The sequence below is a fragment of the Chryseoglobus sp. 28M-23 genome (genome assembly GCF_014789785.1).
GTDB lineage: Bacteria > Actinomycetota > Actinomycetes > Actinomycetales > Microbacteriaceae > Microcella > Microcella indica.
The window spans coordinates 803293-828874 of sequence record NZ_CP061846.1; the positions used below are offsets into that span (position 1 = coordinate 803293).

Genomic DNA, 25582 nt, shown 5'->3' on the forward strand with positions numbered 1-25582 from the left:
GGTCGCCTTCACCATCGGGTCATTGTTGCGGTTGTCACGCCAGGACAGAGAACGGGGCGCCCTGTCAGGTGCACAGACGAACTCCTGACACTCGACCTCGCTCGGAGCGCGGTGCGGTCGGGCAGCGCTCGAGCTTGTCGTAATCGACGGGTTCGCGTGCGTCTCGCCTGCCGTGGCCGAAATGTCGCCGTGCCCGACTGAGTTGGGGTGCCCGGCCGGGCCGACGAGTGCGCCGGCGATATGAATCGTCTTAGACCGTGGTGTCAACACCGACTGCCCGACGACGTTCATCCACCCCATCGGTGGATTTGCGTGGGGCATCGAGTCGGCCAACTTCCTCATCGACAACCTCGAGGAGGGCGACAAGGTCGTCGCGCTGCGCATCCTGCCCGGCGTCGACGTGCTCGAGCAGCGCTGGGCCACGGCCGAGCGTCTCTTCGAGGAGGTCGGCATCGCGGCCGTCGACTACTTCACGGGAGCCGACCCGGCAGAGATCAAGAACATCATCTCTGACGAGCTCGCCGCCCCTCAACCGCTACGAGACGAGTCTCGTCAACACCGTCGAACAGGCGCTCGACGCACTCGAGCCTCCGCTCGGCCATGGCGTCGGGCTCGCGCTCGACAGCTATCACCTCAAACATCGAGCAGAACAGTCCCGCGGCCGCGATCCGGCTCGCGGGCGACCACCTGACGCACGTACAGGTGTGCGGCAACGACGCGGTGTCGTCGGCGACGACCACACCGATTGGCCCGCCATGCTCGACGCGCTCGACGACGTCGGCTACGCGGGCCCGCTCAACTTCGAGAGCTTCACCGCCGACAATGACACGATCGCGACTGCTGCCTCCATCTGGCATCCCCTCGGGCAGAGTCAGGATGCTCTGGCTGAGCGCACGTACGACTACTTGACCGCGCTGCAGAACGAGAGGTACTCCGCATGAGCACGCACCCCGTCACCCTGTTCACCGGCCAGTGGGCCGATCTGAGCCTCGAGGAGGTGGCGCGGTATGCCTCCGAGTGGGGTTACGACGGGCTGGAGACCGCGTGCTCCGGCGAGCACCTCGATGTCGCTCGCGCCGTCGAGGGCGACCCGTACGTCCAGGAGCGGCGTCCAGGAGCGCCTCGACATCCTCAAGAAGTACGACCTGAAGGTGTGGGCGATCTCGAACCACCTCAAGGGTCAGGCCGTGTGCGACGACCCCATCGACTTCCGCCACCAGGCGATCGTTGGCTCGCGCGTGTGGGGCGACGGCGAGGCGGAGGGCGTGCGACGGCGCGCAGCCGAGGAGATGAAGCTCACCGCGAAGGCCGCGCGCCGACTGGGCGTCGACATGGTCGTCGGGTTCACGGGCTCGAAGATCTGGCCGTACGTCGCGTTGTTCCCGCCCGTCGGCGCCGACGTCATCGAGGCGGGGTTCCAGGACTTCGCCGGCCGGTGGAACCCCATCCTCGACGTCGTCGACGGCGAGGGGGTGCGCTTCGCCCACGAAGTGCACCCGAGCGAGATCGCCTATGATTGCTGGTCGAGCGTGCGCTCCCTCGAGGCGATCGAGCACCGAGAGGCGTTCGGCTTCAACTGGGAACCCTCGCACATGATGTGGCAGGGCATCGACCCGGTCGGTTTCATCGTCGACTTCCAGGACCGCATCTACCACGTGGACTGCAAGGACACGCGGATGCGTCCGGCGAACGGTCGCGCGGGAATCCTCGGCTCGCACCTGCCGTGGGGCGACCCGCGGCGCGGCTGGGACTTCGTCTCCACCGGTCACGGCGACGTGCCGTGGGAAGACTCCTTCCGCGCGCTGCGGTCGATCAGCTACGAGGGGCCCATCTCGGTCGAGTGGGAGGACGCCGGCATGGATCGACTGCACGGGGCGAAGGAGGCCGCGGGGTTCATCCGTTCGCTGCTGTGGGATCAGCCGACCGCGTCCTTCGACGCCGCCTTCAGCAACCAGGACTGAACGGCGGCGCCGTCCTCGAGGTCAGCGCCGCGGCGCGTCCGGGTCCTCCGGTGACTCCTCGCGGCGCTCCTCGACGAGGTCCTTCGTGCGCAGCAGCCGCAGAGCAGTGACGAGCAGCAGGCCGCCGACGACGTTGAGGATGAGGGTCCACCAGAACCAGGAGAGCCACTCGAGGTAGCCGAAGTCGGCGCCCGCCTGGATCGCGCCGAAGATGAGGAGCGAGTCGAGGATCGAGTGGAAGAGCGGCACGCCCGCGAGCAGGAAGGCTGCGGCGACCGACGCGATGATCTTCGCCACTGTCGACTCCGTGCCCTGGTGCATGCGCGTCAGAAGAGTAATGGTGCTGCCGCCGAGGATCGCGAGGGCCGCCGTCTCGAGGGTCAGCGGGGCTTCGGCGAACTCCCGCGCGGTCTCGATGACGAGCTCGTGCCACGCGGGCACGGCGATCATGAGCAGCCCCATGAAGAGCCAGCCGCCGGCGAGGTTGGCGACGACGGTGCCGCCCCACAGCATCGCGAGCCGCTTCACCGACGCTTCGCGGGCGATGACGGCGGCGACGGGCATGAGGAAGTTCTCGGTGAACAGCTCGCTGCCGGCGAGCAGGAGGGCGATGAACCCGATGCCGAACGCGAGCGCCGCGAGGAGGTGGTTGCCGGTCTCATGGAGCACGAAGAGGTATGCCATGACGCCTAGCCCCACCTCGAGTCCGCCGAAGAACCCCGTGATGAGCATGTTCGGGAAGGTGCGCTGCAGCCGCTCGGCGCCTTCTTCGACGGTCGCGTCGAACGTCTTCTCGAGCTCCCCCTCGACGGGGGCGTCGTTGTCGCCGAGCTCGGCGCGTCGCTCGCGCTGCTTCTCCTTGTGTTCCTCGTTGTGGTGATCGTCGTCGCGCTTGTCGCTCATGCGCTAACGCTCGCCTAGCCCGGGCCGATTGGCAAGTTCGATCCTGTGAACAACTCGACTCTGACCGGCGGGACTCTTGGCACACTGCATGCATGCATGCACTCATGGGGAAGATCGAGCAGTGGCGGGGCGACGAGCGAGGGGACGTGCCCGGCTGGGTGCTCATCACCTTGATGACGGCGGGCCTCGTCATCATGATCTGGGCCCTTGCGGGTCCCGCGCTGCAGGGCGTGTTCCAGCAGGCGATCGACCGGGTGACCGCGTTCTAGCGTGGACGCCGGCCCTTCGGCGCTGAGCGTCGCGAGCCCGTCGTGGTTCGACGGTGCGTCAGTCGCGCAGGCGCGCCATTATGACGGCGTCCATCCAGTCGCCGTCGCCGTAGCCGACGCGGCGCATGATGCCCTCGTGCTCGAAGCCGAGGCGCTCGTAGAGGGCGATAGCGCGGTCGTTGCCGACGAAGGCGATGAGGGAGAGGCGCTTGAGGTCGAGCCAGTTGTCGGCGAGGTCGATCATGGAGTCCATGAGCGCGGAGCCGACTCCCTGGCTCTGCGAGTCCTCGCTCACCGCGACGAGGTCGATCTCGCCGGCGTGACGGGCGCGCGGCTCGTCGGGGGTGGTGATGAGTTCGCCGAATCCGACGATCTCCTCCGTCTCGTTGTCGACAGCGACGATCTGGTGCACGCCGTTGCGCGGCGAGAGGCGGGCCTTCGAGTAGTCCGTGCTCGCGAGGGGCACCCGCAGGGTTCCCTGCATGATGTGGGGGCTGGTGAGGATCGCGTGCACGCCCTCGTAGTCGTCCTCGGTGGCTCCGCGGATCGTGAAAGTGGGCTCAGTCATCATCAGTTCCGTTCAGTGCGTGCGGGGGAGGACACTCCAGAGTACCGGGGTGCCGCGTGAGGATGCTCTGCCGACGTGTCACTCGCCGATACCCGCACGACCGAGGTTCGGCGCCCGTCGAGTTCGTCCTCGTCGGCGCCCTGCTGACCCTCGTGACCGTGTCGGTGCTGCAGCTCGCGCTCGCCCTCCACGTGCGGTCGACTCTCATCGATGCGGCGGCGGAGGGCGCCCGGCACGCGGCGCTCGCCGACAGCAGCCTCGCGGCCGGGGTGGAGCGCAGTCGCGACCTCATCGCGACGGCCGTCGGGGAGTCCTATGCAGCTGACATCTCGGCAGGATTCGGCAGCTACGAGGGCCACCCGGTCGTGGTCGTGACGGTGCGCTCCCCGCTGCCCCTCCTCGGGCTCGCGGGGCTCGACCGCGGGTTGGAGGTGAGCGGGCGTGCCGCGCTCGAACCGCTGCGCTGAGCGGTGTCGCCCGGCGCGTTCGCGCCCGGTAGGTACGCGCGCCGCCGACGACCGCGGTTCGGCATCGCTCGAGTTCCTCACCGCGGGAATGCTGTTGCTCGTGCCGCTCGTCTACCTGGTGCTCGCGCTCGGCGCCATCCAGTCGGCGGCGCTCGCCGCGGAGGGAGCCGCGCGGCAGGCGGCGCGCGTGTTCGTGCAGGCCGAATCGATGACAGCGGGCAGCGCGGCGGCCGAGCGAGCCCTCGCCCTGGCCCTGGCCGACCACGGGGTGACGGCGAGTGACGTGGCCCTGAGCATCCGGTGCTCGCCCGTGCCCGCGCAGTGCCACACGCGCCGCGGATGGGTCACCGTGCAGGTGAGTGTGCGCGTTCCGCTGCCGCTGCTGCCGCCCGTCGTCGAGCTCGGCGGGCCGCTCGCGGTGCCGATCGACGCGAGCGCCACCCAGCAGGTCTCCCGGTTCTGGGGCGCGCGGTGAGTGGCCCGGTGTCGGCGAGGCGCAGTGCTGACGTGCACCGTTGGCGACGGGCCCTTCACGACGACCGCGGCTCGACCCTGCCGCTCATCATCGGCTACGCGGGGCTCGCGCTCGTGGTCGTGCTGCTCGTCACGGCGGCGACGGCGCTGTACCTCGAGCGCGCGCGCCTGTTCACGCTCGCCGACGGCGCGGCGCTCGTCGGCGCCGAGTCGTTCGACCTCGGCGACGTGACCGTGCGCGAGGGGGAGGTGCTGAGGCCGAGGCTCACCGACGCGCGCGTGCGCGCGGACGTCTCGGCGTACCTCGCCGCGGCTCCGACCGGCTCCGTCGAGGGGCTCGCGCTCGAGTCTGCGACAAGCCCCGACGGGTTGAGCGCGCGCGTGACCCTCTCGAGCTACTGGCGTTCGCCCGCGCTCACCGTCTTCGTGCCCGACGGCCTGCGCCTCGAGGTCACCGCGACGGCGCGCAGCGTCTTCGACTGACCGCGCCCCGAGACTGCGCGCACGGTCTAGCGTGGTGCTATGCCCGACCCTCGACCCGTCACCCTCATCTCCGTCGACATCGAGGCCGCGGGCCCGAGCCCGAGCGACTACGCGATGCTCTCCATCGGCGCATGCCTCGTCGACGACCCCGAGCAGGCGTTCTACATCGAGCTGCAGCCCGACCGCGAGACGGTCGACGACGCGGCGATGAGCATCGGGGGCTTCACGCTCGACGGGCTGCGAGCATCCGGCACCCCGCCCCGCGAAGCGATGACCGCGTTCGCCGAGTGGATCGAGGCGGTGACGCCGCGGCAGTCCCGCCCGCTCCTCGTCGGCTTCAACGCCCCCTTCGACTGGATGTTCGTCGCCGACTACTTCCACCGCTACCTCGGCCGCAACCCGCTCGGGCACGCCGCGCTCGACGTCAAGGCCTACTACGCAGGCGTGACCGGCGTTCCCTGGGGCGAGACGAGCCTCCACCGCGTCGCCGAGCACTATCGCCTGGAGATGGTCCTGACGCATAATGCACTCGACGACGCGCGCGATCAGGCGACGCTGTTCCGGGCCATCCGGGCCGAGCAGCAGGAGCGCTCCGCGGGCGCCTGACCAGCGTGCGGGCCGCCGCGCGCGCAACCCGAGAGGTCTCACCGATGAGCTCCGCAGCCCCCGCCGACGCCCCCACTCCCGACACCGGTCAGAACCCTGCCAACGCGCCTGACGACGACCTGGCCCGCATCATCGAGTCGGCCCAGCGCCTCGGCGTGCAGCTCGACGAGGAGGGTGCCCTGCAGTGGCTCGCCGCGATCGCGGCCGACGCCGTGAGCGACGACCACATCGTCGCCCACGAGAGCGGCACATTCGGCCACCGCGTGAGCATGCTCGACTTCACCCCCCGCGATCTGGAGCGCTTCCGCCGCATCGGCGCGATCGTCGAAGTGACGGGCCCGTCCGGCGTCGCCGAGAGTGCCCTCGCCCTGAGCGGCTCGGCCGCGCAGTCGAAGATCCAGTCCTTCCCCGGCGACTGCGACTACTTCCAGCGGCTCAACATCAGGGCGGACACGCGCGAGGAGGCGTGCCGCATCATGGCCGACCTCATGCGCGACGCTGCTCGCCGCACGGCGACGGGCGACCCCTTCCAGTTCCTCGAGGCCAAGCTCGGCAACTACCCCGAGAACTGCGAGCACGGCGGCCAGGCGCGCAAGAAGGGCACGCCGATTACGTGGACCCCCGCCGAGGTCGAGGAGCAGAGCATCCGGCTCGACCTCGCCGACGGCACGACACGCACCCTCACCTGGCACGAGGCCGCGCTCGACCCCGGCTGGTGCAAGCTCGACTGGGTCGTGGCCGACCCCGAGCGCAAAGCGCTCTCCAACGCGAGCAACGTCATCGACGTCACGTGGGAGGCCCCCGACGGTGAGATCGTGCCCCTCGACGGCTACCTCGACGCCTACTTCCAGGAGGTCTACCTCGACGCCGACGCCATGCCGACCTTCGCGAAGGTCGCGAAGTTCGTGAGCGACGACGCCCTCGACGAGTACGTCGAGCGGCTCGAGAGCGAGGTGCGCAAGTACCTCACGAAGCAGGTCAACTACGGCAAGGCCGCCAAGCGCATGTACAACATCTTCCGGCTCTCCGGCCGCCACGTGGATGCCGCATACGTGCGCGAGCTCTTCGACGAGCCGGCGACCATCCTGTACCAGGTGTGGTCGCTCCTCTCCACGCTCGACAACGCCACCCAGCCGGGCACGAGCATCCCGATCGACGCTGTGCGCGACCAGGCCGACGCCCTCATCATGCAGGTCATCGCCGAGCTCGAGGGCGAGGAGGAGGCGGAGATCGTCGCAGCCCTCATGACCCTGCGGCGCACGCTCGAAGACCAGGATGCGGGGGAGCGGCGCACGAGCGACCTCGAGGCGGCCCGTGCTCACGTGATCAACCTCGTGAACACGTTCTTCCGCGACAAGCTCGAAGGCGTGCCGACGATCCGCGAGTACATCGAGCAGATGCAGCGGGACTGAGCCCACGCACTGCTGAGCTCCCGCAGCGCCAAGCCCGCGTCGCACTGCCTGAGTGTTGTCTGCGTGCTCCCAGTGAGTCGCCCTACCCTTCGACTATGACCACTCTGCAGGGATCCTCCATCCTCGTCGTCGGAGCGACGGGCGGCCTCGGTCGGCACCTGGCTCGCCAGCTCGCCGACGCGGGCGCGCACCTCACCTTGAGCGCGCGCTCCATGACCGACCTCGAAGCCCTCGGCATCCCCGGCCAGCTCGTGCCCGCCGACCTCACCGACCCGGCCGCCGTGCGCACCCTCGTCGCGACGGCGGTCATAGCCCACGGCCAGCTCGACGGCATCGTCAACGCCGCGGGCGCCGTCGCCTTCGGCGCGCTCGCCGACACCGCCGACGACACGATCGAGGCACTGTGGGCGATCAACGCCCTCGCCCCCATGAGGATGCTCCGGGCCGCGCTCCCCTCCCTGCGCGAGAGTGCCGAGCAGGGCAGGGAGCCCTTCGTGCTCACGCTCAGCGGAGTGGTGAGCGAGCACCCCACCAACGGCATCGGCGCGTACTCGGCCGTCAAGTCCGCCCTCGCCGCCTACGTGCAGGTCGCCGCTCGCGAGGTGCGCCGGTCGGGCATCCGCGTCATCGATGCGCGTCCCGGCCACACGGAGACCGAGCTCTCCCGCCACCCGATCGCCGGCGAGACGCCGAAGTTCCCGACCGGCCTCGAGCCGGCTGCCGTCGCGCAGCGCATCGTCGCGGCGATCGCCGGAGACGAGAAGGATCTGCCGTCGACGGCGTTCAGCGAGGTGCCCGCGGCGACCAGCCAGATGGTGAAGGCCGAGGAGGCGACGACGCCGACGGGCGCCCACCCGGCCGTCGCGATGGCCGCGCAGATGCCGCTCGAGACGGCGGAGTCGGCGCCGGCCGCGGGCTCGGCTGCAGACGGCGGGTCTGCGCCTGGCGGTGGTTCTGCGGCTGACGGTGGTTCTGCGCCAGACGGCGGCCACCACGCCTGACGAGTCACGACGGCGCCGGCCGCGCCTCGCGCCGGTACGCGGCGATAGGCTGGGGCAGACATGATCGACCTGGACTTTTCTGAGCGCATCGGCGCCGCCCGCAGCACCTTCGCCGACATTCGTGCCGTCGTCGACGTCGACCGACTGCAGTCGGAGATCGCCGCGCTGAGCGAGCAGGCCTCCGCCCCCGACCTGTGGGACGACACGACTCACGCGCAGAAGGTCACGAGCGATCTCAGCCACCGCCAGACCGAGCTCGAGCGCATCGAGGCCCTGCAGCAGCGACTCGACGACCTCGACGTGCTCATCGAGATGGCGAAGGAAGCCGACGACGAGGACGCCGCGGCCGAGTGCGCCGCCGAGCTCACGGCGATCGAGAAGACCCTCGGCGAGATGGAGGTGCGCACCCTGCTCGATGGCGAGTACGACGCACGCCCCGCCGTCGTCACGATTCGCGCGGGGGCGGGAGGCGTCGACGCGGCCGACTTCGCCGACATGCTGCTGCGCATGTACCTGCGCTGGGCCGAGCAGCACGACTACTCGACGACCGTCATGGACATCTCCTACGCGGAGGAGGCGGGCATCAAGTCCGCGACCTTCGAGGTGGATGCGCCCCACGCCTTCGGCACCCTGAGCGTCGAGGCGGGTACGCACCGCCTCGTGCGCATGTCGCCCTTCGGCGCCGCGGGCAAGCGGCAGACGAGCTTCGCCGCTGTCGAGGTCATTCCCCTGCTGGAGGAGAGTGCGGCGATCGAGGTGCCGGAGACGGACATCCGGGTCGATGTGTTCCGCTCGTCCGGGCCGGGCGGGCAGTCCGTCAACACGACCGACTCAGCGGTGCGCATCACCCACCTGCCGACCGGTCTCGTGGTCTCGATGCAGAACGAGAAGAGCCAGATCCAGAACCGCGCCGCGGCGATGCGCGTGCTGCAGTCGCGCCTGCTCATCCTCCAGAAGGAGCAGGAGGCTGCGACGAAGAAGGAGCTCGCCGGCACGATCACGGCGAGCTGGGGCGACCAGATGCGCTCCTACGTCCTCGCGCCGTACCAGATGGTCAAGGACCTGCGCACGGAGTACGAGGTCAACAATCCCTCGGCCGTCTTCGACGGAGACCTCGACGGCTTCATCGCCGCGGGCATCAAGTGGCGCAAGCGCGCTCCCGTGGTGTAAGCACCGGCTGAGAAAGGCAACGCGGCAGGGTGTCGCACCGCGGCGTCGCTGGGGCACCCGCATACTCTGATCGCGATGATTCGCTTCGAAGAGGTCACCAAGGTGTACCGCGGGACGGCTCGACCGGCGCTCAACGGCGTCAGCCTCGAGATTCTCAGCGGTGAGTTCGTGTTCCTCGTCGGCGCCTCCGGCTCGGGCAAGTCGACCTTCCTGCGCCTCGTGCTCAAGGAGGAGAAGCCGACGAGCGGGTCCATCCATGTGCTCGGGCAAGACCTCGGCGCGATCTCGAGCCGCAAGGTTCCGTACTTCCGCCGCAATCTCGGTGTCGTCTTCCAAGACTTCCGGCTGCTGCCCAACAAGACGGTCTTCGCCAACGTCGCCTTCACCCTGCAGGTCATCGGCAAGAGCAAGGGCTTCATCCACGAGGCCGTGCCCGATGCCCTGCGAACGGTCGGCCTCGAGGGCAAGGAGGGGCGGTTTCCGCACGAGCTCTCCGGCGGAGAGCAGCAGCGCGTCGCCATCGCACGTGCGCTCGTCAACAAGCCCGCGATCATGCTCGCCGACGAGCCCACCGGCAACCTCGACCCGGCGACGAGCGCGGGCATCATGACCCTGCTCGAGCGCATCAACGCCAACGGCACGACGGTGATCATGGCGACGCACGACGCCGGCATCGTCGACCGCCTGCAACGTCGCGTCATCGAGGTCATCGGCGGCCGCATCGTGCGCGACGAGCGCGGCGGCGGGTACCAGACGCAGGCGAACCCCGTGCTGTCGCACGCGGGCCAGTCGCAGTCGGGCGTGTCGCAGGCGGGTGAGCCGCGATGAGGCTCGGTCTCGTCCTCAGCGAGGTCGGCCAGGGGCTGCGCCGCAACCTCTCCATGGTCGTCTCCGTCGTGCTCGTGACGTTCATCTCCCTCACCTTCGTGGGTGCCGCAATGCTGCTGCAGATGCAGATCACCGAGATGAAGTCGTACTGGTTCGACCGCGCTCAGGTCGCCGTGTACCTGTGCACGGAGTTCGCGACGATCGGCGGGTGCGAGCAGCAGGCCGCGACGCCCGAGCAGATCGCCCAGGTGGAGGCGCAGCTGGAGTCCGCGACACTCGCGCCGTTCATCGACACGTACTACTTCGAGACGCAGGAGGAGGCGTACGCGAACTTCCAGGACCAGTTCGCGGGCACCGCGGCCGCCGAGCTCGTCTCGCCCGAGTTCCTGCCTCCCGCCTTCTGGGTCGACCTCGTCGACGTCGACCAGAGCCAGATCCTCGTCGATGCGCTCGGCGGCCTCGCCGGCGTCGAGAGCATCGAGGATGAGCGGGCCTACCTCGACGGCGTCTTCGACGTGCTCAACGCCTCGAGCATCACGGCGGTCGGCATCGCGGCGCTCATGCTCGTCGCCGCCGTGCTGCTCATCGCCACGACGATCCGGCTCAGCGCGTTCTCGCGCCGCCGCGAGCTCGGCATCATGCGGCTCGTCGGCGCGTCCAACCGGTTCATCCAGACGCCGTTCATCCTCGAGGGCGTCGTCGCCGCGCTCATCGGCTCGGCCCTCGCGGGGGTCGCGATCATCGCGATCGTCGAGTTCTTCGTGCAGGGCTACCTGACGCAGGCGCTGCCTCTCACGTCCCTCGTGGGGCTCGATGAGGCGCTGCTCGTCGCACCCGTGCTGCTCGTGGCGGGGGCGCTGCTCGCCGCAGTGTCGGCGAACGTCGCGATCACGCGCTACCTGCGCGTCTGATCGAATCCGCATCGGCGCGGGTATGCTGGAGGGCTGCCGCGACACGCGCGGTGAGCATCCGCATCGGGCGTGAACGGGAGGTGAGCGACGTGCCGAAGGAGCAGGGCAGGAAGGTCGTCGCGACCAACCGCAAGGCGCGCCACGACTACACGATCGAGGACACCTACGAGGCCGGTCTCGTGCTGAGCGGTACCGAGGTCAAGTCGTTGCGCATGGGGCGGGCGAGCCTCGTGGACGGCTACGGCTTCATCGACGGGGGTGAGGCATGGCTCGACGCCGTGCACATCCCCGAGTACACGCAGGGCACGTGGACCAACCACCCGCCCCGCCGCAAGCGCAAGATGCTGCTGCACAAGGCCCAGATCATCAAGATCAGCCAGAAGACGCAGGAGGGCGGCTACACGCTCGTGCCGCTGAGCATCTACTTCAGCGACGGGCGCGCCAAGGTCGAGCTCGCCGTGGCGAAGGGCAAGCGCGAGTACGACAAGCGCCATGCGTTGCGCGAGAAGCAGGACAAGCGCGAGGCCGAGCGGGCCATGCGGCTGCGCAACATCCGCGGCGAGTAGCGCGCCTCTCTGGCGCCGCCTCCCAGTAGGGCGCGCGTAGCCTGGACCCTCGTGACGAACGATGCGCGCGCAGCAGAGCCAGAGATGGATGATCGCACCCGCTGGAGGGCCTTCGCCGTCGCCGTGTCGGTCGCCTCGCTCACGATCCTCGACCTGTCGAAGGTCAACGTGGGGGTGCCGGCGATCGAGGATGCCTTCGGCGCGGGCCCGACCGAGATCCAGATCATCATCGCCGGGTACATCCTCGCGTTCGGCGTCGTCCTCGTCCCAGCAGGCCGCTACGGCGATCAGCACTCGCGTCGCCGTTTGTTCCTCTTCGGCCTCGTCGTCTTCCTCATCGCGAGCCTCCTGTGCGCGGTCGCGCCCACCGTGGAGGTGCTCGCGGGCTCGCGCATCCTGCAGGGCGTCGCCGCCGGTCTCCTCATGCCGCAGGTGCTCGGCCTCATCCAGCAGCTCTTCCAGGGGCCGGCGCGCGGGCGCGCCTTCGGCGTCTTCGGGGCCGTCATCGGGCTCTCGACGGCCTTCGGCCCGACCCTCGGCGGGCTCTTCGTCGACCTCGGCGGCGACGACCTCGGGTGGCGGCTCATCTTCTGGATGAACGTGCCGCTCGTCATCGGGCTCTTCCCGTTCGCCTACAAGCTCCTGCCGCGCACGCAGCCGGCGAGCAGCGGCTCGCGCGATCTCGACCTCGTCGGCACGGCCCTCCTCGGTGTCGCCGTGCTCAGCCTCATGCTGCCGTTCGTGCTCACGACCGGCGGCCCCGACGACGACCCCGCCCGGTGGGCATGGCTCGCCGTCTTCGCCCTCTCGGGCGCAGCCTTCGTGTGGTGGGAGCGGCGCTACGCGCGATCCGGCCGCTCGGCCATCGTCGATTTCGCCCTCTTCCGCGTGACGAGCTACCGCAACGGCACCCTCCTCGCTGTCGCGTACTTCGCTGCTATGCCGTCGATGTTCCTCACCCTGACCCTCTTCCTGCAGCTCGGGCAGGGTCTCGCCGCGGTCTTCGCGGGCATGGTGACGATCCCCTTCGCGCTCATGATGGCGCTCAGCTCGTTCTACTCGGGCCGCGTCGTCGAGCGCTACGGCCGCGGGCTCGTCGTCACGGGTCTCGCCATCGTCTTCGTCGGCTTCGGCCTCGTGCTCGTCTCCGCTCTCGTCCTGCCCGCCGCCGCCGTACCGTGGGCGGTCGCGATCGCCATGGGCATCGCGGGCACGGGCGGCGGCGCCGTCATTGCGCCGAACCAGACACTGGCCCTCGCTGACATTCCGGTCACGTCGGGCGGTGTCGCGGGCTCGATTCAGCAGGTCGGGCAGAGGGTCGGCACGGCTGTCGGCCTCGCGGCGGCGACCGCGGCGTTCTACGTGACGGTCTACGCCGAGACGGGAACCGAGACCGAGATCGTCGTCTACCAGGACGCCTATCTGCACGCGGCTCTCGTCATCCTCGGCTTCATCGCCATTGCGCTCGGGTTCGCCCTGGCCGACCTGCGCGCGCGGAGCGTGGGTGCCATGAACACGCTCGAGGACGCGCGCACGACCTAGCCGGCACAGGGCAGAGTCGACGCACCGGTCTGGCTCCTGCCCCGAGCATCCCGTATACTGAAGGGCTACGTCGGCAACGACGTTCGAGTGCGCTGGGTGACCGGCCGCACGTTCTCAACTCCACAGCGCGTGACAGCGACCCTCGCTCGGCACCCTCGGGTGCTCGGCAGTGACGCATGGGGATGATCGGTTTCGACATTGCCTGCGAGACGAAGAGAAGCGGGTCGAGGATGCAGAGTTATCTCGTTAACGATCTCTGTAACCAACAGGTGCCGATTCCAAGCGCACCGACTTCGCTCTCGCCGCCTAAGGCAGAGTAGATAGTCCGTCAGCCCGGGTACGTCTCCGCCCCGGTCGCTGGCGTCATTGAGGAGACTTGCTGCGTGCCTGCGTCTCAGGAGCACGTGGGACTTCAACTGAGGCTGGGCTCGTCGACCTAGGTGTCTGCGACAAAGGTCGGAGCCGAGTAGAACGCTTTCCGCAGACTACGCCCGTAGAAGACTTCGAATCACAGCAGTGGACGGGGGTTCAATTCCCCCCATCTCCACCACCGGCCGCTGTCACGCGCTGAGGATGCTCCGCTCGCGCCGCGCGATGTCAGACTGTGCGCATGCGCACCCTTCTCAACGTCATCTGGCTCGTGCTCTCCGGCTTCTGGCTGTTTCTCGGCTGGATGCTCGCAGCGGTCATCATGTTCGTGCTCATCGTGACGATCCCGTGGGGCATCGCCGCCGCTCGTATCGGCGTCTACTCGCTGTGGCCGTTCGGCAAGCGCGTGGTGGAGACGCCGACCTCGGGGTTCTGGGCCCTCATCGGCAACATCATCTGGGTCGTGCTGGCCGGCTGGTGGGTGGCGCTGAGCCACATCATCACGGCGATTCCGCTCGCGATCACGATCATCGGCATCCCTTTCGCGATCGCGAACATCAAGATGGTGCCCGTGGCGCTGCTGCCGCTCGGCAAGCGCATCGTCGACATCGGTTGACGCGTGCGCCGAGCCGGCCGGTGCCTCGCTGCGATCAGGGCAGCGGTGTGAAGAAGACCGTCCCGAGCTCGAGGGTGATGAGGAGGTCTTCGCTGCCGCAGATGTACTCGACGTTCTCGAGCGAGGCCGAGTCGTCGGTTCCGGTCGCCGGAAGCGGGGTGCGACCGTTGACTGGGTCCTCGATGTATCCCTCGATCTGGGAGCCGAGCTCGTACTCGATGAGTTCGAGCGTGCCGAGCGAGGAGTCGTGGGCCCAGATTCCTGAGTCGACGCCGTTGCGCTCGATCACGGCACTGCCCCCGTCGACCCTCGTCGTGACGGCCCAGTTGGTGTACGAGCTGCTGTACGTGCCGTCCTCGCTCAAATCAAGCACGAGCTCGCCCGTCACCGACTCGAGCGTGCCTCCCGACTGCTGGGCGAGTGGTGCGAGCATGAGCCGCCACGACTCGTTGTCGAGCAACCAGCTGGAGGCGAGGCAGTCGGCATCGCCTTGCGGTGCGTCGCCGCTGTCCTCCTCGGGTGCCTCCTCGCCCGCCTCGTCGACGACCGAGTCCTCAGGGCCGTCCGCAGGCTCGTCTTCGGAGCCGGGATCGGGCGGCGCGCAGGCGGCGAGAGCGGCGACGAGCACCGAGGCCAAGAGGATGCCCGGTGCTGGGCGATCGCGCCGTTTCATGGTCCACTCCGTTCGTCACGGTGCGTGACCGTCGCGAAGACCACGAACCCGAGCTTGCCCCAGGAAAATACCATGAGCGCTCGATCCCCGACAACCGTGTCGCCCGGCCGAGACGCAGGATCGCCACGGGATTTCTGTCAATAAAGATTTACACGATGTCGAACATCCTTTACTGTCAGAGTGTCGAGAAAACCTGACATTCCCCCTCAGTGAAGGAGCGCCTCGTGGCGTATGAAGAAAAGGGAGCGTGGGTCGGCCTCATCGTCGGCATCATCACGTTCATCGTGTACCTCTCGGTGCTGCTCGCTCGCGCCGCGGGCGGTCCGCTCGAGCAGGCCCCCTACGTCGACGCATTGCTTCTCACCGGGATCGATGAGGTGAACATCGCCCGCGGTGTCCTCGAGCACGTAGCAGTTGGTGAAGGCGACGTTCGATTCGCCGAGGTCGGCCTGCTCGATCACCCACATGCCGTCGCCGATCGCGGAAATTGACCCGATTGTGATCGGAACCCTTGACATGGTTTACTCTTATCAGATTATGCTGGACGGGCCGCGACGATGTTGTCTCGGCATCCCCTACAACCAGGAGTTCGATGATGAATGACATGAGTCCGCGGCGATTGCGCCGCTTTACATCGACAGCGACGGTGGCTCTTGCCGCCCTAGTGTTGACGGCTTGCGGCCCCGCGGCGACCGAGGGACCTGAGCAAGACATCGATCCGAATGGGAGCCTCACGTTCGGCTACTTCGAACCGGCGACCAGTCTCGACCCACATGAGGGCACCTCGTCCCAGGACCTGCCCTGGCTGCTCCCGGTGTACGCGAGCATCTTGAGCTACAACGATGACGGCTCGGTGGCGCCCGGGCTCGCCGAGACGTGGGAGCTCACGGAGGATGCGTTGACTCTCACGTTGCGCGAAGGGTTGACATTCCACGACGGCACGACGTTGGACGCTGACGCTGTCGTTGCCAACCTGGAACGAGCCATGAACCTCGAGACCTCGAGCGTGAAGGGCGACCTGTCCACCGTGAGTGCGGTGGAGGCAACCGATGACCGAACTGTGGCGATCGAGCTGTCGGCGCCCGACGCTGCGTTGCCGGCGAAGCTCGCGGATCGTAGCGGCATGATCATCTCCCCGACGGCGTTCGACGACGGCACAAACCTCGCCATCGAGCCTGTCGGCGCGGGGCCGTGGAAGTCCGTCGATTACGCACCCGGAGAACACCTCACGGTCGAGCGGTTCGATGACTACTACGACCCCGACTCGGTGCTCCTTGCCTCGCTCACGATCCGGTTGATCGACGACGACGACACCCGCCTTAACGCGATCCGCGCGGGCGAGGTCGATGTCGCGCAGATCTCTGCCGCACAGGTCCAGCTCGCATCCGCGGACTCGAGTCTCGAAGTGCGCACCGACGCGGCGTTGGCGATCGACCACATCGGGTTGAACATTTCAATCCCGCCCTTCGACGATCCGCTTGTCCGCGAGGCGATCAACTACGCGATCGATCGCGAGGCACTTCTCGAGGGCATCTACCGCGGCACCGGCATCATTGCGTGGCAACCCTTCCCGCCGGGATACTTCGCCAACGATCCTGAACTCGAGGAGATGTACCCCTACGACCCGGACAAGGCTCGTGAGCTGCTGGCTGAGGCAGGCTATCCCGACGGCTTCTCATTCGACTTTCAGACGAACTCGCAGCCCTTCCGTGTTCAGGCAACTCAGGCGGTCGCCGGAATGCTCGCCGAGGTCGGAATTGAGACCAACATCATCACCATGGAGGGTCCAGCGCTACTCGACGCGTTCTACTACCAGAACGCCGTTGCCGCCTACTTCACGCCGTGGGGAGGTCGCGCCGACCCGTCGCAGACGCTAGACAACCTGTTCGGGCCGTCCGGTCTCAACAATCCTTCGAAGATCACTGATCCGGAACTGGCCGAATTGCTCGAACAGGCGCGAGCTAGTGGCGACCAGGATGAGCGCGGGCAACTGTTCCGCGAGGCGTCGGAACTGATCATGAAGGATTCTCGGATGATCCCGCTGATGTTCCCCGGCGTGACCACGGTCATCAGGGACAACGTCGTCGGGTACTCGACGGAATTGACCGGCAAGGCCAACTTCCTGAACGTAGGAGTGCTCGCCGCCGAGTGATCTGATCAACGGCGCCGGCCGAGAACCACAGACTCTCCAGTGGAAAATGGCCGTCCCATCGAGGGGGCGGTGGAATCGAGGAAACCGCAATGACGCGTAATACCGAAGGACTCTTCCGATCGGCAAGGTCATGCTGAGTTTCATCATCCGCCGCCTCCTCGCACTCATCCCGCAAATGCTCATTGCTGCACTCGTCGTCTTCGTGCTCACCTCGCTGCTCCCGGGTGACGCCGCGATCGCACGAGCGGGAGGCGAGTCGGCGACACCAGAGCTGATCGCCCAGTACCGCGAACAGCTCGGGCTCGACAAACCCCTCGTGACACGGTTCTTCGACTTCGTCGTCAATGCCGCGACGGGCGACCTGGGGATTTCGTTCAGCACGAACGAACCGGTCACCGACATCCTGATGCGCAAGGTGCCCGTCACCCTCAGTCTCGTCCTGCTCAGCTTCCTTGTCGCGCTTCTCATCGCGCTTCCCCTCGGTATCGTCGCGGCACTGCACCCCAACGGTGTGGCTGACCGCGTTTCCCTCGCCATCGCGACGTCGGGTATAGCCATCCCCAACTTCTGGTTCGCCATCTTGTTGGTGCTCTTGTTTAGCCTGACGCTAGGATGGTTGCCCGCCACAGGCTATGTTTCGATCACTGAAAATCCTGGGCAATGGTTCCTTCATTTGCTGCTGCCCGCCATCACCTTGGGCCACGCACTGGCGGCAGAGTTGACCCGCCAGTTGCGGGCGTCGCTCGGTGACCATCTTCGTCGCGATTACGTGCGCACCATGCGCTCGGTTGGCCTGTCCGAAGTGAGCGTCGTCGGGAAGCACGCGCTGCGATCAGCGCTCGGTCCGGCAGTGACCACACTCGGGCTGCAGGTGCCGATCGCCATAGGTTCCGCAGTCGTGGTGGAAGCCGTCTTCGACCTACCGGGTATCGGCAGCCAGATGGTACAGGCCGTTTTCTCGCGAGACATTCAGGTTCTGCAGGGCGTGATTCTCTTCACCGTGCTGCTCGTGGTGGTGGCGAGCTTCTTGACCGATCTCGCCTATGCGTTGATCAATCCGAAGGTGAGAGTTCAATGACCCCCCCGTCCCCGGCCACTGCGGTCATTCCCGTGGAGTCCTCTCGGCGTCGTCGAGGTCTCGCTCGCCGCATCATCGCGCGGCCCGCGGGATTGGTGAGCATCATCTTCCTCGTAGTACTCGTGGTGATCTCACTGCTGGGCCCATGGATCACGCCCTTCGATCCGAACCAGAACGACCTGCGCGGCGTCCTTCAAGCGCCGAGCTTCGAGCACGTGCTCGGAACCGACGACTTGGGACGGGACGTGTTTTCACGGCTTCTCGTCGCCGGGCGGGTGTCGCTCTCAGCGACGTTCCAAGCGGTCGGGATCGGTTTAGTCTTCGGCGTGCTGCCGGGTGTCCTAGCGGGTTACCTCGGTGGCTGGTTCGACACGATCGTGACGCGCATCGCGGACGTGCTGCTGAGCTTCCCATCGCTCTTCCTCGCACTCGCCATCGTCGCCATTCTCGGCCCAGGTCTGGGTAATGCGATGCTCGCCGTCGGTATCGCTTATGCGCCTAGATTCCTGCGAATTGTGCGCGGGCAGATCCTCTTCGTTCGTAGCGAGACGTTTGTCGAAGCCGCCATATCGACCGGAATTCCGAGACATCGCGTCATCTGGGCGCACATGCTCCCCAACGCCTGGCCGGCTCTCATCATCCAGATCTCCTTCATGCTCGGTCTCACTCTCATCATCGAGTCCAGCCTGAGTTATCTGGGTCTCGGCGTTCAGCCACCGGACGCGAGCTGGGGGTCGATGATCGGCGGTAGCAAGGCGTACATCGAGATTGCACCGTGGCTCGTGCTCGCGCCGGGACTCGTGATCTTCTTCACGTCTCTGGCGTTCAACACGCTCGGTGACGTGCTCCGTGATGAGGTAACAGGAGGTCGAGAAGGATGACGACGATGGAACGCACGGACGCGGCGACGAAAACCGACGCGGCACCGCTACTGAGTGTCGAGGGATTCTCGCTCGACATCGCTCCGGGGCGTGAGTATCTACCGGTGCTCGACGACATCAGCCTGACGGTCGGTGCAGGAGAGGTCGTTGGACTGGTCGGCGAGTCGGGTTCGGGCAAATCGACGTTGGCGATGTCGCTCATCGGTCTCGTGCCGAAGCGCATCTCGCGTCAGCGCGGAGGTCGGATCTTGTTCAATGGGGTCGACGTCACCGCCCTGCCCGAGCGCGATCTGCGCGCGATCCGGGGCAGCCAGGTGGGGATGATCTTCCAGGAGCCGATGACGGCACTTGATCCCGCATACCGTGTCGGCGATCAAGTCGCCGAGGTGATCCGTCGGCACAACGGTGTCAGTCGGGCCGAGGCTCGCGCTCAGGTGATCGAGGACTTCCGCCTTGTCGAGATATCCGATCCCGAACGACGCGCCGATGCCTATCCGCATGAGCTTTCCGGAGGTCTGCGACAAAGAGTGTGCATCGCGATGGCAATCGCCTGCCGACCGAGTCTGCTCATCGCCGATGAGCCCACGACGGCACTCGACGTCACGACGCAGGCGCAGATCCTTGATCTGCTCCGACGGTTGCGTGCCGAAATGGACATGTCGATCGTGCTCATCAGCCACGATCTTGCGGTTATCGCTGAATTCTGCGATCGGGTAATGGTCATGTATGCCGGGCAGATCGTCGAGCAGGCCCCCATAGACCCCTTCTTCGTCCGCCCGCGGCACCCCTACTCGTCGGCGCTTCTGCAGTCGCTACCGGAGAACCAGCCGCCACTTCAGCAGCTCTCAGTGCTTCGCGGATCTCCGCCAGCCCTCGGTCATGTCGCGTCGGGTTGTCGTTTCGCGGCCCGTTGTGATTTTGTTCAGCACGGACGGTGTGATGTGGAGCCGATACCTCTGCGTGGGCTCGACGGCGGTGCGGTGCGATGTGTTCGCGCTGAGGAGCTCGCTTTGCCGGGAGTAGGAGAATGACGGCCACGCAATCGTCCGCCAGCTCGGACGAGTTGGGCCCCGTAGTGCTCGAGGGTCTCAATCTCGTGAAGGACTTCGCCGGACGTTCTTCACTGTTCCGCCGTAGCCGTAGCCAGGTGCGTGCGGTCGACGAGGTGACCCTGAGCCTCCACGCGGGCCGCACCCTCGGATTGGTGGGTGAATCGGGTTCAGGCAAGTCGACGGTGGGTCGGTTGCTCCTGCGACTGGTGGGCACCACGAGTGGCGAGGTGCTGCTGGACGGTTCGGACGTGACGGGGATGCGTGGCAAGGCTTTGAGTCGTGCTCGCCGGTCCATGCAGATGGTGTTCCAGGACCCTTACTCCTCGCTCAATCCGACAATGCGCATCGGTGACATCATCGGCGAGCCGGTCGCGTTCCACCGGAAGCTGAAGGGCGACGACCTGGATGCCGAGGTCGAACGGCTCCTGGTCAGCGTCGGTCTGTCGGCTACGCACGCTCGGCGGTTCCCTGACGAGCTGTCCGGGGGCCAGCGCCAGCGCGTGGCCATCGCACGCGCTCTGGCGCCGAACCCGAAGATCCTTGTCTGCGACGAGGCCGTGAGTGCCCTGGACATTTCGATTCAGTCGCAGATCCTCAACCTGCTGCTTGAGCTGCAACAGGAGTTCGGTGTCACCATCCTGTTCATCTCGCACGACTTGTCGGTCGTGCGACATGTGAGTCGCGACATCGCCGTGATGTATCTCGGTCAGATCGTCGAGTTCGGGCCAGCAGATCGCGTCGTCGACAGCCCCGCACATCCGTACACAGCCGCTTTGCTCTCAGCCGTCCCGGAGGCGAAGCCTTCGCACGGTCGTGCCCGGGCGAAGGTGTTGCTGCAGGGCGATCCCCCCAGCCCGTCCCAGCGACCGGCGGGGTGTCCGTTCGTGTCTCGTTGCCCAGCTGCCTTCGAACCGTGCCACGTCATCCGGCCGGAGCACACCCCCGTCGACGGAGGTGGCACGGTCGCGTGTCACCTCCAGACGAGCGGACCCAAGCTTGCGGGCCGACCGGTCCCGTTGGAACTGATGCGCACTGCGCCTCGCGAGGCGCCAACGGAGAGCGCCTAGCAGTGTACTAGGCAATCCTTATTTTGTAGTATATTATAATAAGATATAATCGCCTCGAAGGAGAAGATATGACATCCGTGAAGACACTGGCCGTCGTCGGCTCGGGCACGATGGGACACGGTATTGGACAACTCGCCGCCATGCAGGCCATTGACGTGCGCGTGTTCGACGTCGATTCCGCGGCCTTGGACCGGGCACGTTCGGGAGTCCGCACGAGTCTTGACCGTTTCGTCAAGAAGGGCTCGATTAGCCAGGAGCAATCCGACAATATTCTCGGCCGGATGTCATTCGTCAACGACCTCGACAAGGCGGTCTCGGGCGCGGATGTCGTCGTGGAGGCCGTTCCTGAAGTGCTCGAGCTCAAGCAGAAGGTGTTCGCCGATCTCGACAGTCGAGCCGACGAGTCGACGCTTCTCGCCACGAATACCAGCCAGCTCAGCATCACAGCCATCGCCTCGGTGACCAGCCACCCTGAGCGGGTGGTCGGGATGCACTTCTTCAATCCACCTGTGATGATGCGCCTCGTCGAGATCATTCGCGGCACGCTCACGTCGGACGAGATGCTCGATCGCACGGTCGCGCTCGCTGAGCAGCTCGGCAAGGAGAGTGTCGTCTGCCAGCGTGATGCGCCAGGTTTCATCACCACCCGAGCGATCATGGCGTTGCGGCTGGAGTGCATTCGGATCTATGAGGAGGGTATCGCCTCGATGGAGGACCTCGACAAGGCCATGCGTTTGGCCTTCAATCACCCGATGGGTCAGTTCGAGCTCAACGATTACAACGGCCTCGACATCGCACTCCAGGGCTCGCGAAATTTGCGCGAGGCCTATGGCGAGCGTTTCGCGCCGCCGCCCAGCCTCGTTTCCCGAGTTGCGGCTGGCCGACTCGGTCGGAAGACCGGCGGCGGCTGGTACGACTACCCCACCGACTGAGCAAAGACCCCGAGACAACACCGATCCGAAGGAGAATCACGTCATGGTTGCCACATCTGAATTCACCGACATCATCTACGAGAAAGCTGACCACGTCGCCCGGATTACGATCAACCGGCCCAAGTCCCTCAACGCCTACACCAACCACACCATGCGCGAGCTGGTGCTCGCTATCCAGGACGCGTCGTTCGACGGTGAGGTAGGCGTGGTCGTGATCACCGGGGCCGGTGACCGCGCGTTCTGCGCGGGCGGCGACGTCAAGTGGGAGGACGAGGGCGGCCTCGAAGCCACGTATGACTACTTCCCTGACATCCACAACGCCATCCGATGCTGCCTCAAGCCTGTGATCGCGCGAGTGAACGGCTACTCGATCGGCGGCGGCAACCACATGGCATATGCGTGCGACCTCACGATCGCCGCCGATCACGCCATCTTCGGTCAGAACGGTCCGTCGGTCGGCAGTCCAGCCGACGGCTTCACGGTCGCTCGCCTGTCGACCATCATTGGGCACAAGCGCGCTCGAGAGATGTGGTTCCTCAACCGCAAGTACACCGCCGCGCAAATGCTCGATTGGGGCCTCGTCAACGCGGTCGTGCCGTATGACAAGCTCGACGAAGAAGTCGACCAGTGGTGCCAGGAAATCCTGGCGAAGAGCCCCACGTGCTTGCGCGTGAACAAGGCGTCGTTTGAGGGTGCACTGGACAACCTGCGCAATCCCACCTTCTCTGTGCAGCGCATGCTCGCGCCGAACTACCTCGGTTCCGAGGAGCAGATGGAGGGCACAAAGGCATTCCTTGAGAAGCGCAAGCCCGACTTCAACAAGTTCCGGCGCGACGTCCCCGAGCTCTACACGAGCGCGAGCTAGCGTGTCCGTCCGAGTAGAGTCAGAGGGCTTTGTCCGGATCATCACCATCGATCGCCCTGAGGCCCGCAACGCGATCAACCGGGAGACGAGGGCAGGTCTCGAGGAGGCATTCACCGGATTCGCCTCGGACGACGGCGCGCGAGTCGCGGTGCTGACCGGGGCGGGAGACAGAGCGTTCAGCGCCGGTGCAGACCTCAAAGAGATGGATCCAGCGGAGCGCGCCGACCCCGCATACACAGCGCCACCATTCGGTTTCATCACCCGGGACTTCTATACGGACAAGCCCATCGTCGCCGCTGTGAACGGCGCGGCGTATGGCGGTGGGCTGGAGATGGTCCTTGCGTGCGATCTGCGTATCGCGGCCGACAACTCCCAGCTCGGGTTGACGGAGGCGAAGTGGGGGTTGCTGCCCGGAGGTGGGGGGACCCAGCGTCTGGCTCGCGAGATTCCTCGTGCAATCGCGCTGGAAATGCTCATGACGGGCGTGCCGATCTCGGCCGCGCGAGCCTACGAGCTCGGTCTGGTCAACGCAGTTGTACCGTCGGCGGATCTCATGTCGCGCGCCCTGCAGCTCGCCGAGGCGATCGCGGCCAATGGCCCGCTCGCGGTTCGAGCGGCGAAGAAGGCGGTCGACGAGGGAGCTGGCCTGCCGCTCGACGAAGCTCTCGCTCTTGAGCAGAAACTGAGCAAAAAACTGTTCGCGACGTCCGACGCAGCGGAGGGGCCGCGAGCCTTCGCCGAGAAGCGCCCGCCGCGGTTCGAAGCAAGGTGATCCGATGACTAGCAATGTAGGGGAGCTCTTCCAGCTCCCGGCCGAACTCGAAGAATTCCGATCGTCTGCGCGCTCGTTCGCGGAGCGGGAGGTCGCACCGCTCGTAGACGAGGCGGAGCGCACCTCCACCTTCCCGCTCGAGTTGTTCACGAAGGCCGGGTCCGCCGGCCTCCTGGGGTTACAGTTCGAGGAGCGCTGGGGCGGTTCCGATGCCGGTCTGCTTCCGGACATGATCTTCCGCGAGGAGGTCTCGCGAGTGTGTGCCGGAATCGCCGCTGGACTCGGCATTCAGGGCCAGATTGGCACCGCCTATCTCGCGCGATTCGGATCCGACGAGCAGAAAGAGCGATGGTTGCGTCCGGCGATTGCGGGCGAACTCATCACGGCCTGGGGCCTGACCGAGCCGGACGCGGGTTCGGATGTGCGCGCCATCCGCACGACGGTTGAGGTCGCCGGGTCTAGTGCTGTGTTGCGCGGACGCAAGACCTTCATCACCAATGGGCCGATCGCAGGAGCCGTCGGCGTCGTCGCGAAGCAGGACAATGGCAAGTTCGCGGTGTACATGGTCGAGGCCGGCGACGAGGGCTACGCCGTCGAGCGCACGCTTGAGAAGCTGGGTTGCCGTTCCTCGCAAGTCGGCGAGCTCGTCTTCGATGACGTGCGCCTGGACGAATCGCGGCGCATCTCACCGGCCGAGGGTTCCGAGATTGAGGAGATCCTCGATGTGCTTATCCGCGGACGCATCCTGATCTCCGCCGCGTCGCTCGGCGTCGCCACCGCTGCGTTCGACCTCGGTCTGGCGTATGCCAAGGAGCGCACCGCCTTCGGCCGCAAGATCGGCGGGTTCCAAGAGATTTCGATGAAGTTCGCCGAGGCGGACGCTCGCATCGCTGCTGCCCGGCTCCTCACCTATCGCGCGGCCGTGCTGTGCGACTCTCGATCCGAAGTTCCCGTCCGGGAGGTCGCGCACGCGAAGCTCATGGCGAGCGAGACGGCTCTCTGGGTCGTCGACCAGATGATGCGAGTGTTCGGCGGTATGGGTTTCATGCGCGAAGCCCCCATCGAGAGGTTGTACCGCGACGTCCGGTATTTCCAGATCGTCGAAGGCACCACGGAGATCCAGCATAGAATTCTCGCGAAGGCGCTCGGACTATGACCGAGGGAAGCATTGCGGAGCTCCTTGTCGAACGCGAAGGCGCTGTCGGCATTCTGACCCTCAACCGTCCCCATGCCCACAACAGCCTGAACTCCACGCTCATCGCGACGCTCGGCGAGGCACTCTCCGAGTTCCGAGAAGACCCCGCGATCGCGGTAATCGTCATCACGGGTGCCGGTGATAAGTCATTCTGCTCGGGGATGGACCTCCGTGGCGCGCCCGACGTCACGGCGCTCGAGGACCAGTTCAGCCCGCCCCCGCAGCACCTGTCGCGGGGTATGGAGGTGTGGAAGCCTCTGATCGCGGCGGTCAACGGCTACGCGCTTGGCGCCGGATTCGAACTTGCCCTCTCGTGTGATCTGCGGTATGCCTCATCAACAGCGACTTTCGGACTTCCGGAGGTACGCATCGGGTCGATGCCGGGGGCCGGCGGGACCCAGCGCATCATCCGGCAGGCACCGCACGCGCTCGCGATGGAACTCCTGCTCACAGGTGATCGCTGGGACGCACAGCGAATTCGCGACGCCGGACTCATCAATGGAGTGGTCCCTCCAGAGGAGCTACGTGGCACCGTGCTGGAGATCGCGCACCGTATCGGCGACAACGCTCCCCTCGCCATCCAGGCCGTCAAGCAGGCCGTCGCTCGCGGTCGCCACCTGCCTCTCGCCGAGGGGTTGATCCTCGAGCGCACCTTGTTCAACCTGATCCGCGACACGGAAGACAGGGCGGAGGGCCGCGCAGCCTTCGCCGAGAAGCGGCCTCCCGTGTTCCGCGGTCGATGATTAGCCGTTCGACAAAGGAGACAGAG

General features: G+C 66.5%; 28 protein-coding genes, 1 other RNA gene and 2 pseudogenes. 28 read left to right on the forward strand and 3 right to left on the reverse strand.

The window, feature by feature from the left end; all coding sequences use genetic code 11:
- Window positions 1–244: 244 nt before the first annotated feature.
- The 3 genes and pseudogenes from IE160_RS12500 to IE160_RS03945 form a co-directional block, all read left to right on the forward strand.
- Window positions 245–523, forward strand: a pseudogene (locus IE160_RS12500) (ABC transporter substrate-binding protein); the annotation flags it as partial.
- Window positions 524–704: 181 nt separating this feature from the next.
- Window positions 705–941, forward strand: coding sequence for a hypothetical protein (locus tag IE160_RS12700; RefSeq protein ID WP_348531840.1), 237 nt, complete (start codon window positions 705–707; stop codon window positions 939–941).
- Window positions 938–1961: pseudogene (locus IE160_RS03945) on the forward strand (sugar phosphate isomerase/epimerase family protein). Before IE160_RS12700 ends, IE160_RS03945 begins: the two are co-directional and overlap by 4 nt.
- Window positions 1962–1982: 21 nt before the next feature.
- Here the strand turns inward: IE160_RS03945 and IE160_RS03950 are convergent.
- Window positions 1983–2864 (reverse strand): formate/nitrite transporter family protein, encoded by an 882-nt coding sequence (locus IE160_RS03950; RefSeq protein WP_191151723.1) that lies wholly within the window; start codon window positions 2862–2864, stop codon window positions 1983–1985.
- A gap of 92 nt (window positions 2865–2956) precedes the next feature.
- On the opposite strand from IE160_RS03950, the gene IE160_RS03955 reads away from it, so the two are divergent.
- Entirely contained in the window at window positions 2957–3133 is a 177-nt protein-coding gene (locus IE160_RS03955; protein ID WP_179873428.1) for a hypothetical protein, read from the forward strand.
- Between the two features lie 58 nt (window positions 3134–3191).
- On the opposite strand, the gene IE160_RS03960 is transcribed toward IE160_RS03955, so the two are convergent.
- Window positions 3192–3701, reverse strand: coding sequence for a GNAT family N-acetyltransferase (locus tag IE160_RS03960; RefSeq protein WP_179873429.1), 510 nt, complete (start codon window positions 3699–3701; stop codon window positions 3192–3194).
- A gap of 62 nt (window positions 3702–3763) precedes the next feature.
- Here IE160_RS03960 and IE160_RS03965 point away from each other — a divergent pair, with 62 nt between their 5' ends.
- The 13 genes from IE160_RS03965 to IE160_RS04025 all read left to right on the forward strand — a co-directional run bounded on the left by IE160_RS03965 (window position 3764) and on the right by IE160_RS04025 (window position 14146).
- Window positions 3764–4168: a TadE family protein gene (locus IE160_RS03965; protein ID WP_191151724.1), complete on the forward strand. Its 405-nt coding sequence runs from the start codon at window positions 3764–3766 to the stop codon at window positions 4166–4168.
- Window positions 4169–4256: 88 nt separating this feature from the next.
- A complete protein-coding gene (locus IE160_RS03970; RefSeq protein ID WP_179873431.1) occupies window positions 4257–4643 on the forward strand; it encodes a hypothetical protein in 387 nt (128 codons plus the stop codon).
- A gap of 32 nt (window positions 4644–4675) precedes the next feature.
- Window positions 4676–5125 (forward strand): pilus assembly protein TadG-related protein, encoded by a 450-nt coding sequence (locus IE160_RS03975; RefSeq protein WP_191151725.1) that lies wholly within the window; start codon window positions 4676–4678, stop codon window positions 5123–5125.
- A 39-nt stretch (window positions 5126–5164) separates the two neighbouring features.
- On the forward strand, window positions 5165–5731 hold the full coding sequence (locus IE160_RS03980) for a 3'-5' exonuclease (protein WP_191151726.1): 567 nt from the start codon (window positions 5165–5167) through the stop codon (window positions 5729–5731).
- Between the two features lie 44 nt (window positions 5732–5775).
- On the forward strand, window positions 5776–7143 hold the full coding sequence (locus IE160_RS03985) for a methyltransferase domain-containing protein (RefSeq protein ID WP_224744565.1): 1368 nt from the start codon (window positions 5776–5778) through the stop codon (window positions 7141–7143).
- A 95-nt stretch (window positions 7144–7238) separates the two neighbouring features.
- Window positions 7239–8144 (forward strand): SDR family NAD(P)-dependent oxidoreductase, encoded by a 906-nt coding sequence (locus tag IE160_RS03990; RefSeq protein ID WP_191151727.1) that lies wholly within the window; start codon window positions 7239–7241, stop codon window positions 8142–8144.
- 60 nt (window positions 8145–8204) lie between these two features.
- Entirely contained in the window at window positions 8205–9314 is a 1110-nt protein-coding gene (prfB, locus tag IE160_RS03995) for a peptide chain release factor 2 (protein WP_179873435.1), read from the forward strand.
- Between the two features lie 75 nt (window positions 9315–9389).
- Window positions 9390–10142, forward strand: coding sequence for a cell division ATP-binding protein FtsE (gene ftsE / locus IE160_RS04000; RefSeq protein WP_179873436.1), 753 nt, complete (start codon window positions 9390–9392; stop codon window positions 10140–10142).
- Complete coding sequence (ftsX, locus tag IE160_RS04005) at window positions 10139–11053, forward strand: permease-like cell division protein FtsX (protein ID WP_179873437.1); 915 nt, start codon at window positions 10139–10141, stop codon at window positions 11051–11053. Before ftsE ends, ftsX begins: the two co-directional genes overlap by 4 nt.
- Before the next feature lie 89 nt (window positions 11054–11142).
- Entirely contained in the window at window positions 11143–11619 is a 477-nt protein-coding gene (smpB, locus tag IE160_RS04010; RefSeq protein ID WP_179873857.1) for an SsrA-binding protein SmpB, read from the forward strand.
- A gap of 51 nt (window positions 11620–11670) precedes the next feature.
- Window positions 11671–13161, forward strand: coding sequence for an MFS transporter (locus IE160_RS04015; RefSeq protein WP_224744566.1), 1491 nt, complete (start codon window positions 11671–11673; stop codon window positions 13159–13161).
- Between the two features lie 178 nt (window positions 13162–13339).
- Window positions 13340–13711, forward strand: a transfer-messenger RNA (tmRNA) gene (gene ssrA, locus IE160_RS04020).
- 60 nt (window positions 13712–13771) lie between these two features.
- Window positions 13772–14146 (forward strand): YccF domain-containing protein, encoded by a 375-nt coding sequence (locus IE160_RS04025; protein WP_179873438.1) that lies wholly within the window; start codon window positions 13772–13774, stop codon window positions 14144–14146.
- Between the two features lie 34 nt (window positions 14147–14180).
- Here the strand turns inward: IE160_RS04025 and IE160_RS04030 are convergent, their stop codons facing one another.
- The gene (locus tag IE160_RS04030) at window positions 14181–14819 is read right to left on the reverse strand and encodes a hypothetical protein (protein WP_179873439.1); all 639 of its coding nucleotides are present in this window, start codon (window positions 14817–14819) and stop codon (window positions 14181–14183) included.
- A gap of 224 nt (window positions 14820–15043) precedes the next feature.
- Here IE160_RS04030 and IE160_RS04035 point away from each other — a divergent pair, with 224 nt between their 5' ends.
- From IE160_RS04035 to IE160_RS04085, 11 genes are all read left to right on the forward strand, one after another.
- Window positions 15044–15310: a hypothetical protein gene (locus IE160_RS04035; protein ID WP_179873440.1), complete on the forward strand. Its 267-nt coding sequence runs from the start codon at window positions 15044–15046 to the stop codon at window positions 15308–15310.
- 101 nt (window positions 15311–15411) lie between these two features.
- Window positions 15412–16971 (forward strand): ABC transporter substrate-binding protein, encoded by a 1560-nt coding sequence (locus IE160_RS04040; RefSeq protein ID WP_191151728.1) that lies wholly within the window; start codon window positions 15412–15414, stop codon window positions 16969–16971.
- 130 nt (window positions 16972–17101) lie between these two features.
- On the forward strand, window positions 17102–18049 hold the full coding sequence (locus tag IE160_RS04045; protein WP_191151729.1) for an ABC transporter permease: 948 nt from the start codon (window positions 17102–17104) through the stop codon (window positions 18047–18049).
- Complete coding sequence (locus tag IE160_RS04050; protein ID WP_191151730.1) at window positions 18046–18930, forward strand: ABC transporter permease; 885 nt, start codon at window positions 18046–18048, stop codon at window positions 18928–18930. The genes IE160_RS04045 and IE160_RS04050 overlap by 4 nt, the downstream gene beginning before the upstream one ends.
- Before the next feature lie 5 nt (window positions 18931–18935).
- Entirely contained in the window at window positions 18936–19961 is a 1026-nt protein-coding gene (locus IE160_RS04055; RefSeq protein WP_224744567.1) for an ABC transporter ATP-binding protein, read from the forward strand.
- Window positions 19962–20026: 65 nt separating this feature from the next.
- The gene (locus IE160_RS04060; protein WP_224744568.1) at window positions 20027–21049 is read left to right on the forward strand and encodes an ABC transporter ATP-binding protein; all 1023 of its coding nucleotides are present in this window, start codon (window positions 20027–20029) and stop codon (window positions 21047–21049) included.
- Window positions 21050–21117: 68 nt separating this feature from the next.
- Window positions 21118–21981, forward strand: a complete 864-nt coding sequence (locus tag IE160_RS04065; protein WP_179873446.1) for a 3-hydroxyacyl-CoA dehydrogenase family protein — start codon at window positions 21118–21120, stop codon at window positions 21979–21981.
- A 43-nt stretch (window positions 21982–22024) separates the two neighbouring features.
- Window positions 22025–22846, forward strand: a complete 822-nt coding sequence (locus tag IE160_RS04070) for an enoyl-CoA hydratase-related protein (RefSeq protein WP_179873859.1) — start codon at window positions 22025–22027, stop codon at window positions 22844–22846.
- 1 nt (window position 22847) lies between these two features.
- Entirely contained in the window at window positions 22848–23618 is a 771-nt protein-coding gene (locus IE160_RS04075; protein WP_179873860.1) for an enoyl-CoA hydratase/isomerase family protein, read from the forward strand.
- A gap of 4 nt (window positions 23619–23622) precedes the next feature.
- Window positions 23623–24774 carry an acyl-CoA dehydrogenase family protein gene (locus tag IE160_RS04080; RefSeq protein ID WP_179873447.1) on the forward strand — a complete coding sequence of 384 codons (1152 nt, stop codon included), beginning with the start codon at window positions 23623–23625 and terminating at the stop codon, window positions 24772–24774.
- A complete protein-coding gene (locus IE160_RS04085) occupies window positions 24771–25556 on the forward strand; it encodes an enoyl-CoA hydratase/isomerase family protein (RefSeq protein WP_179873448.1) in 786 nt (261 codons plus the stop codon). Before IE160_RS04080 ends, IE160_RS04085 begins: the two co-directional genes overlap by 4 nt.
- The last annotated feature ends 26 nt before the right edge of the window (window positions 25557–25582 follow it).

What these genes read in the sequence shown, in the direction of transcription:
- IE160_RS03950 (WP_191151723.1), bottom strand. Translation starts at nt 2,864, where the DNA reads ATGAGCGACAAGCGCGACGACGATCACCACAACGAGGAACACAAGGAG.
- IE160_RS03955 (WP_179873428.1), top strand. Translation starts at nt 2,957, where the DNA reads ATGCATGCACTCATGGGGAAGATCGAGCAGTGGCGGGGCGACGAGCGA.
- IE160_RS03960 (WP_179873429.1), bottom strand. Translation starts at nt 3,701, where the DNA reads ATGACTGAGCCCACTTTCACGATCCGCGGAGCCACCGAGGACGACTAC.
- IE160_RS03965 (WP_191151724.1), top strand. Translation starts at nt 3,764, where the DNA reads ATGCTCTGCCGACGTGTCACTCGCCGATACCCGCACGACCGAGGTTCG.
- IE160_RS03970 (WP_179873431.1), top strand. Translation starts at nt 4,257, where the DNA reads ATGCTGTTGCTCGTGCCGCTCGTCTACCTGGTGCTCGCGCTCGGCGCC.
- IE160_RS03980 (WP_191151726.1), top strand. Translation starts at nt 5,165, where the DNA reads ATGCCCGACCCTCGACCCGTCACCCTCATCTCCGTCGACATCGAGGCC.
- IE160_RS03985 (WP_224744565.1), top strand. Translation starts at nt 5,776, where the DNA reads ATGAGCTCCGCAGCCCCCGCCGACGCCCCCACTCCCGACACCGGTCAG.
- IE160_RS03990 (WP_191151727.1), top strand. Translation starts at nt 7,239, where the DNA reads ATGACCACTCTGCAGGGATCCTCCATCCTCGTCGTCGGAGCGACGGGC.
- prfB (WP_179873435.1), top strand. Translation starts at nt 8,205, where the DNA reads ATGATCGACCTGGACTTTTCTGAGCGCATCGGCGCCGCCCGCAGCACC.
- ftsE (WP_179873436.1), top strand. Translation starts at nt 9,390, where the DNA reads ATGATTCGCTTCGAAGAGGTCACCAAGGTGTACCGCGGGACGGCTCGA.
- ftsX (WP_179873437.1), top strand. Translation starts at nt 10,139, where the DNA reads ATGAGGCTCGGTCTCGTCCTCAGCGAGGTCGGCCAGGGGCTGCGCCGC.
- IE160_RS04025 (WP_179873438.1), top strand. Translation starts at nt 13,772, where the DNA reads ATGCGCACCCTTCTCAACGTCATCTGGCTCGTGCTCTCCGGCTTCTGG.
- IE160_RS04030 (WP_179873439.1), bottom strand. Translation starts at nt 14,819, where the DNA reads ATGAAACGGCGCGATCGCCCAGCACCGGGCATCCTCTTGGCCTCGGTG.
- IE160_RS04040 (WP_191151728.1), top strand. Translation starts at nt 15,412, where the DNA reads ATGATGAATGACATGAGTCCGCGGCGATTGCGCCGCTTTACATCGACA.
- IE160_RS04045 (WP_191151729.1), top strand. Translation starts at nt 17,102, where the DNA reads ATGCTGAGTTTCATCATCCGCCGCCTCCTCGCACTCATCCCGCAAATG.
- IE160_RS04050 (WP_191151730.1), top strand. Translation starts at nt 18,046, where the DNA reads ATGACCCCCCCGTCCCCGGCCACTGCGGTCATTCCCGTGGAGTCCTCT.
- IE160_RS04055 (WP_224744567.1), top strand. Translation starts at nt 18,936, where the DNA reads ATGGAACGCACGGACGCGGCGACGAAAACCGACGCGGCACCGCTACTG.
- IE160_RS04065 (WP_179873446.1), top strand. Translation starts at nt 21,118, where the DNA reads ATGACATCCGTGAAGACACTGGCCGTCGTCGGCTCGGGCACGATGGGA.
- IE160_RS04070 (WP_179873859.1), top strand. Translation starts at nt 22,025, where the DNA reads ATGGTTGCCACATCTGAATTCACCGACATCATCTACGAGAAAGCTGAC.
- IE160_RS04080 (WP_179873447.1), top strand. Translation starts at nt 23,623, where the DNA reads ATGACTAGCAATGTAGGGGAGCTCTTCCAGCTCCCGGCCGAACTCGAA.
- IE160_RS04085 (WP_179873448.1), top strand. Translation starts at nt 24,771, where the DNA reads ATGACCGAGGGAAGCATTGCGGAGCTCCTTGTCGAACGCGAAGGCGCT.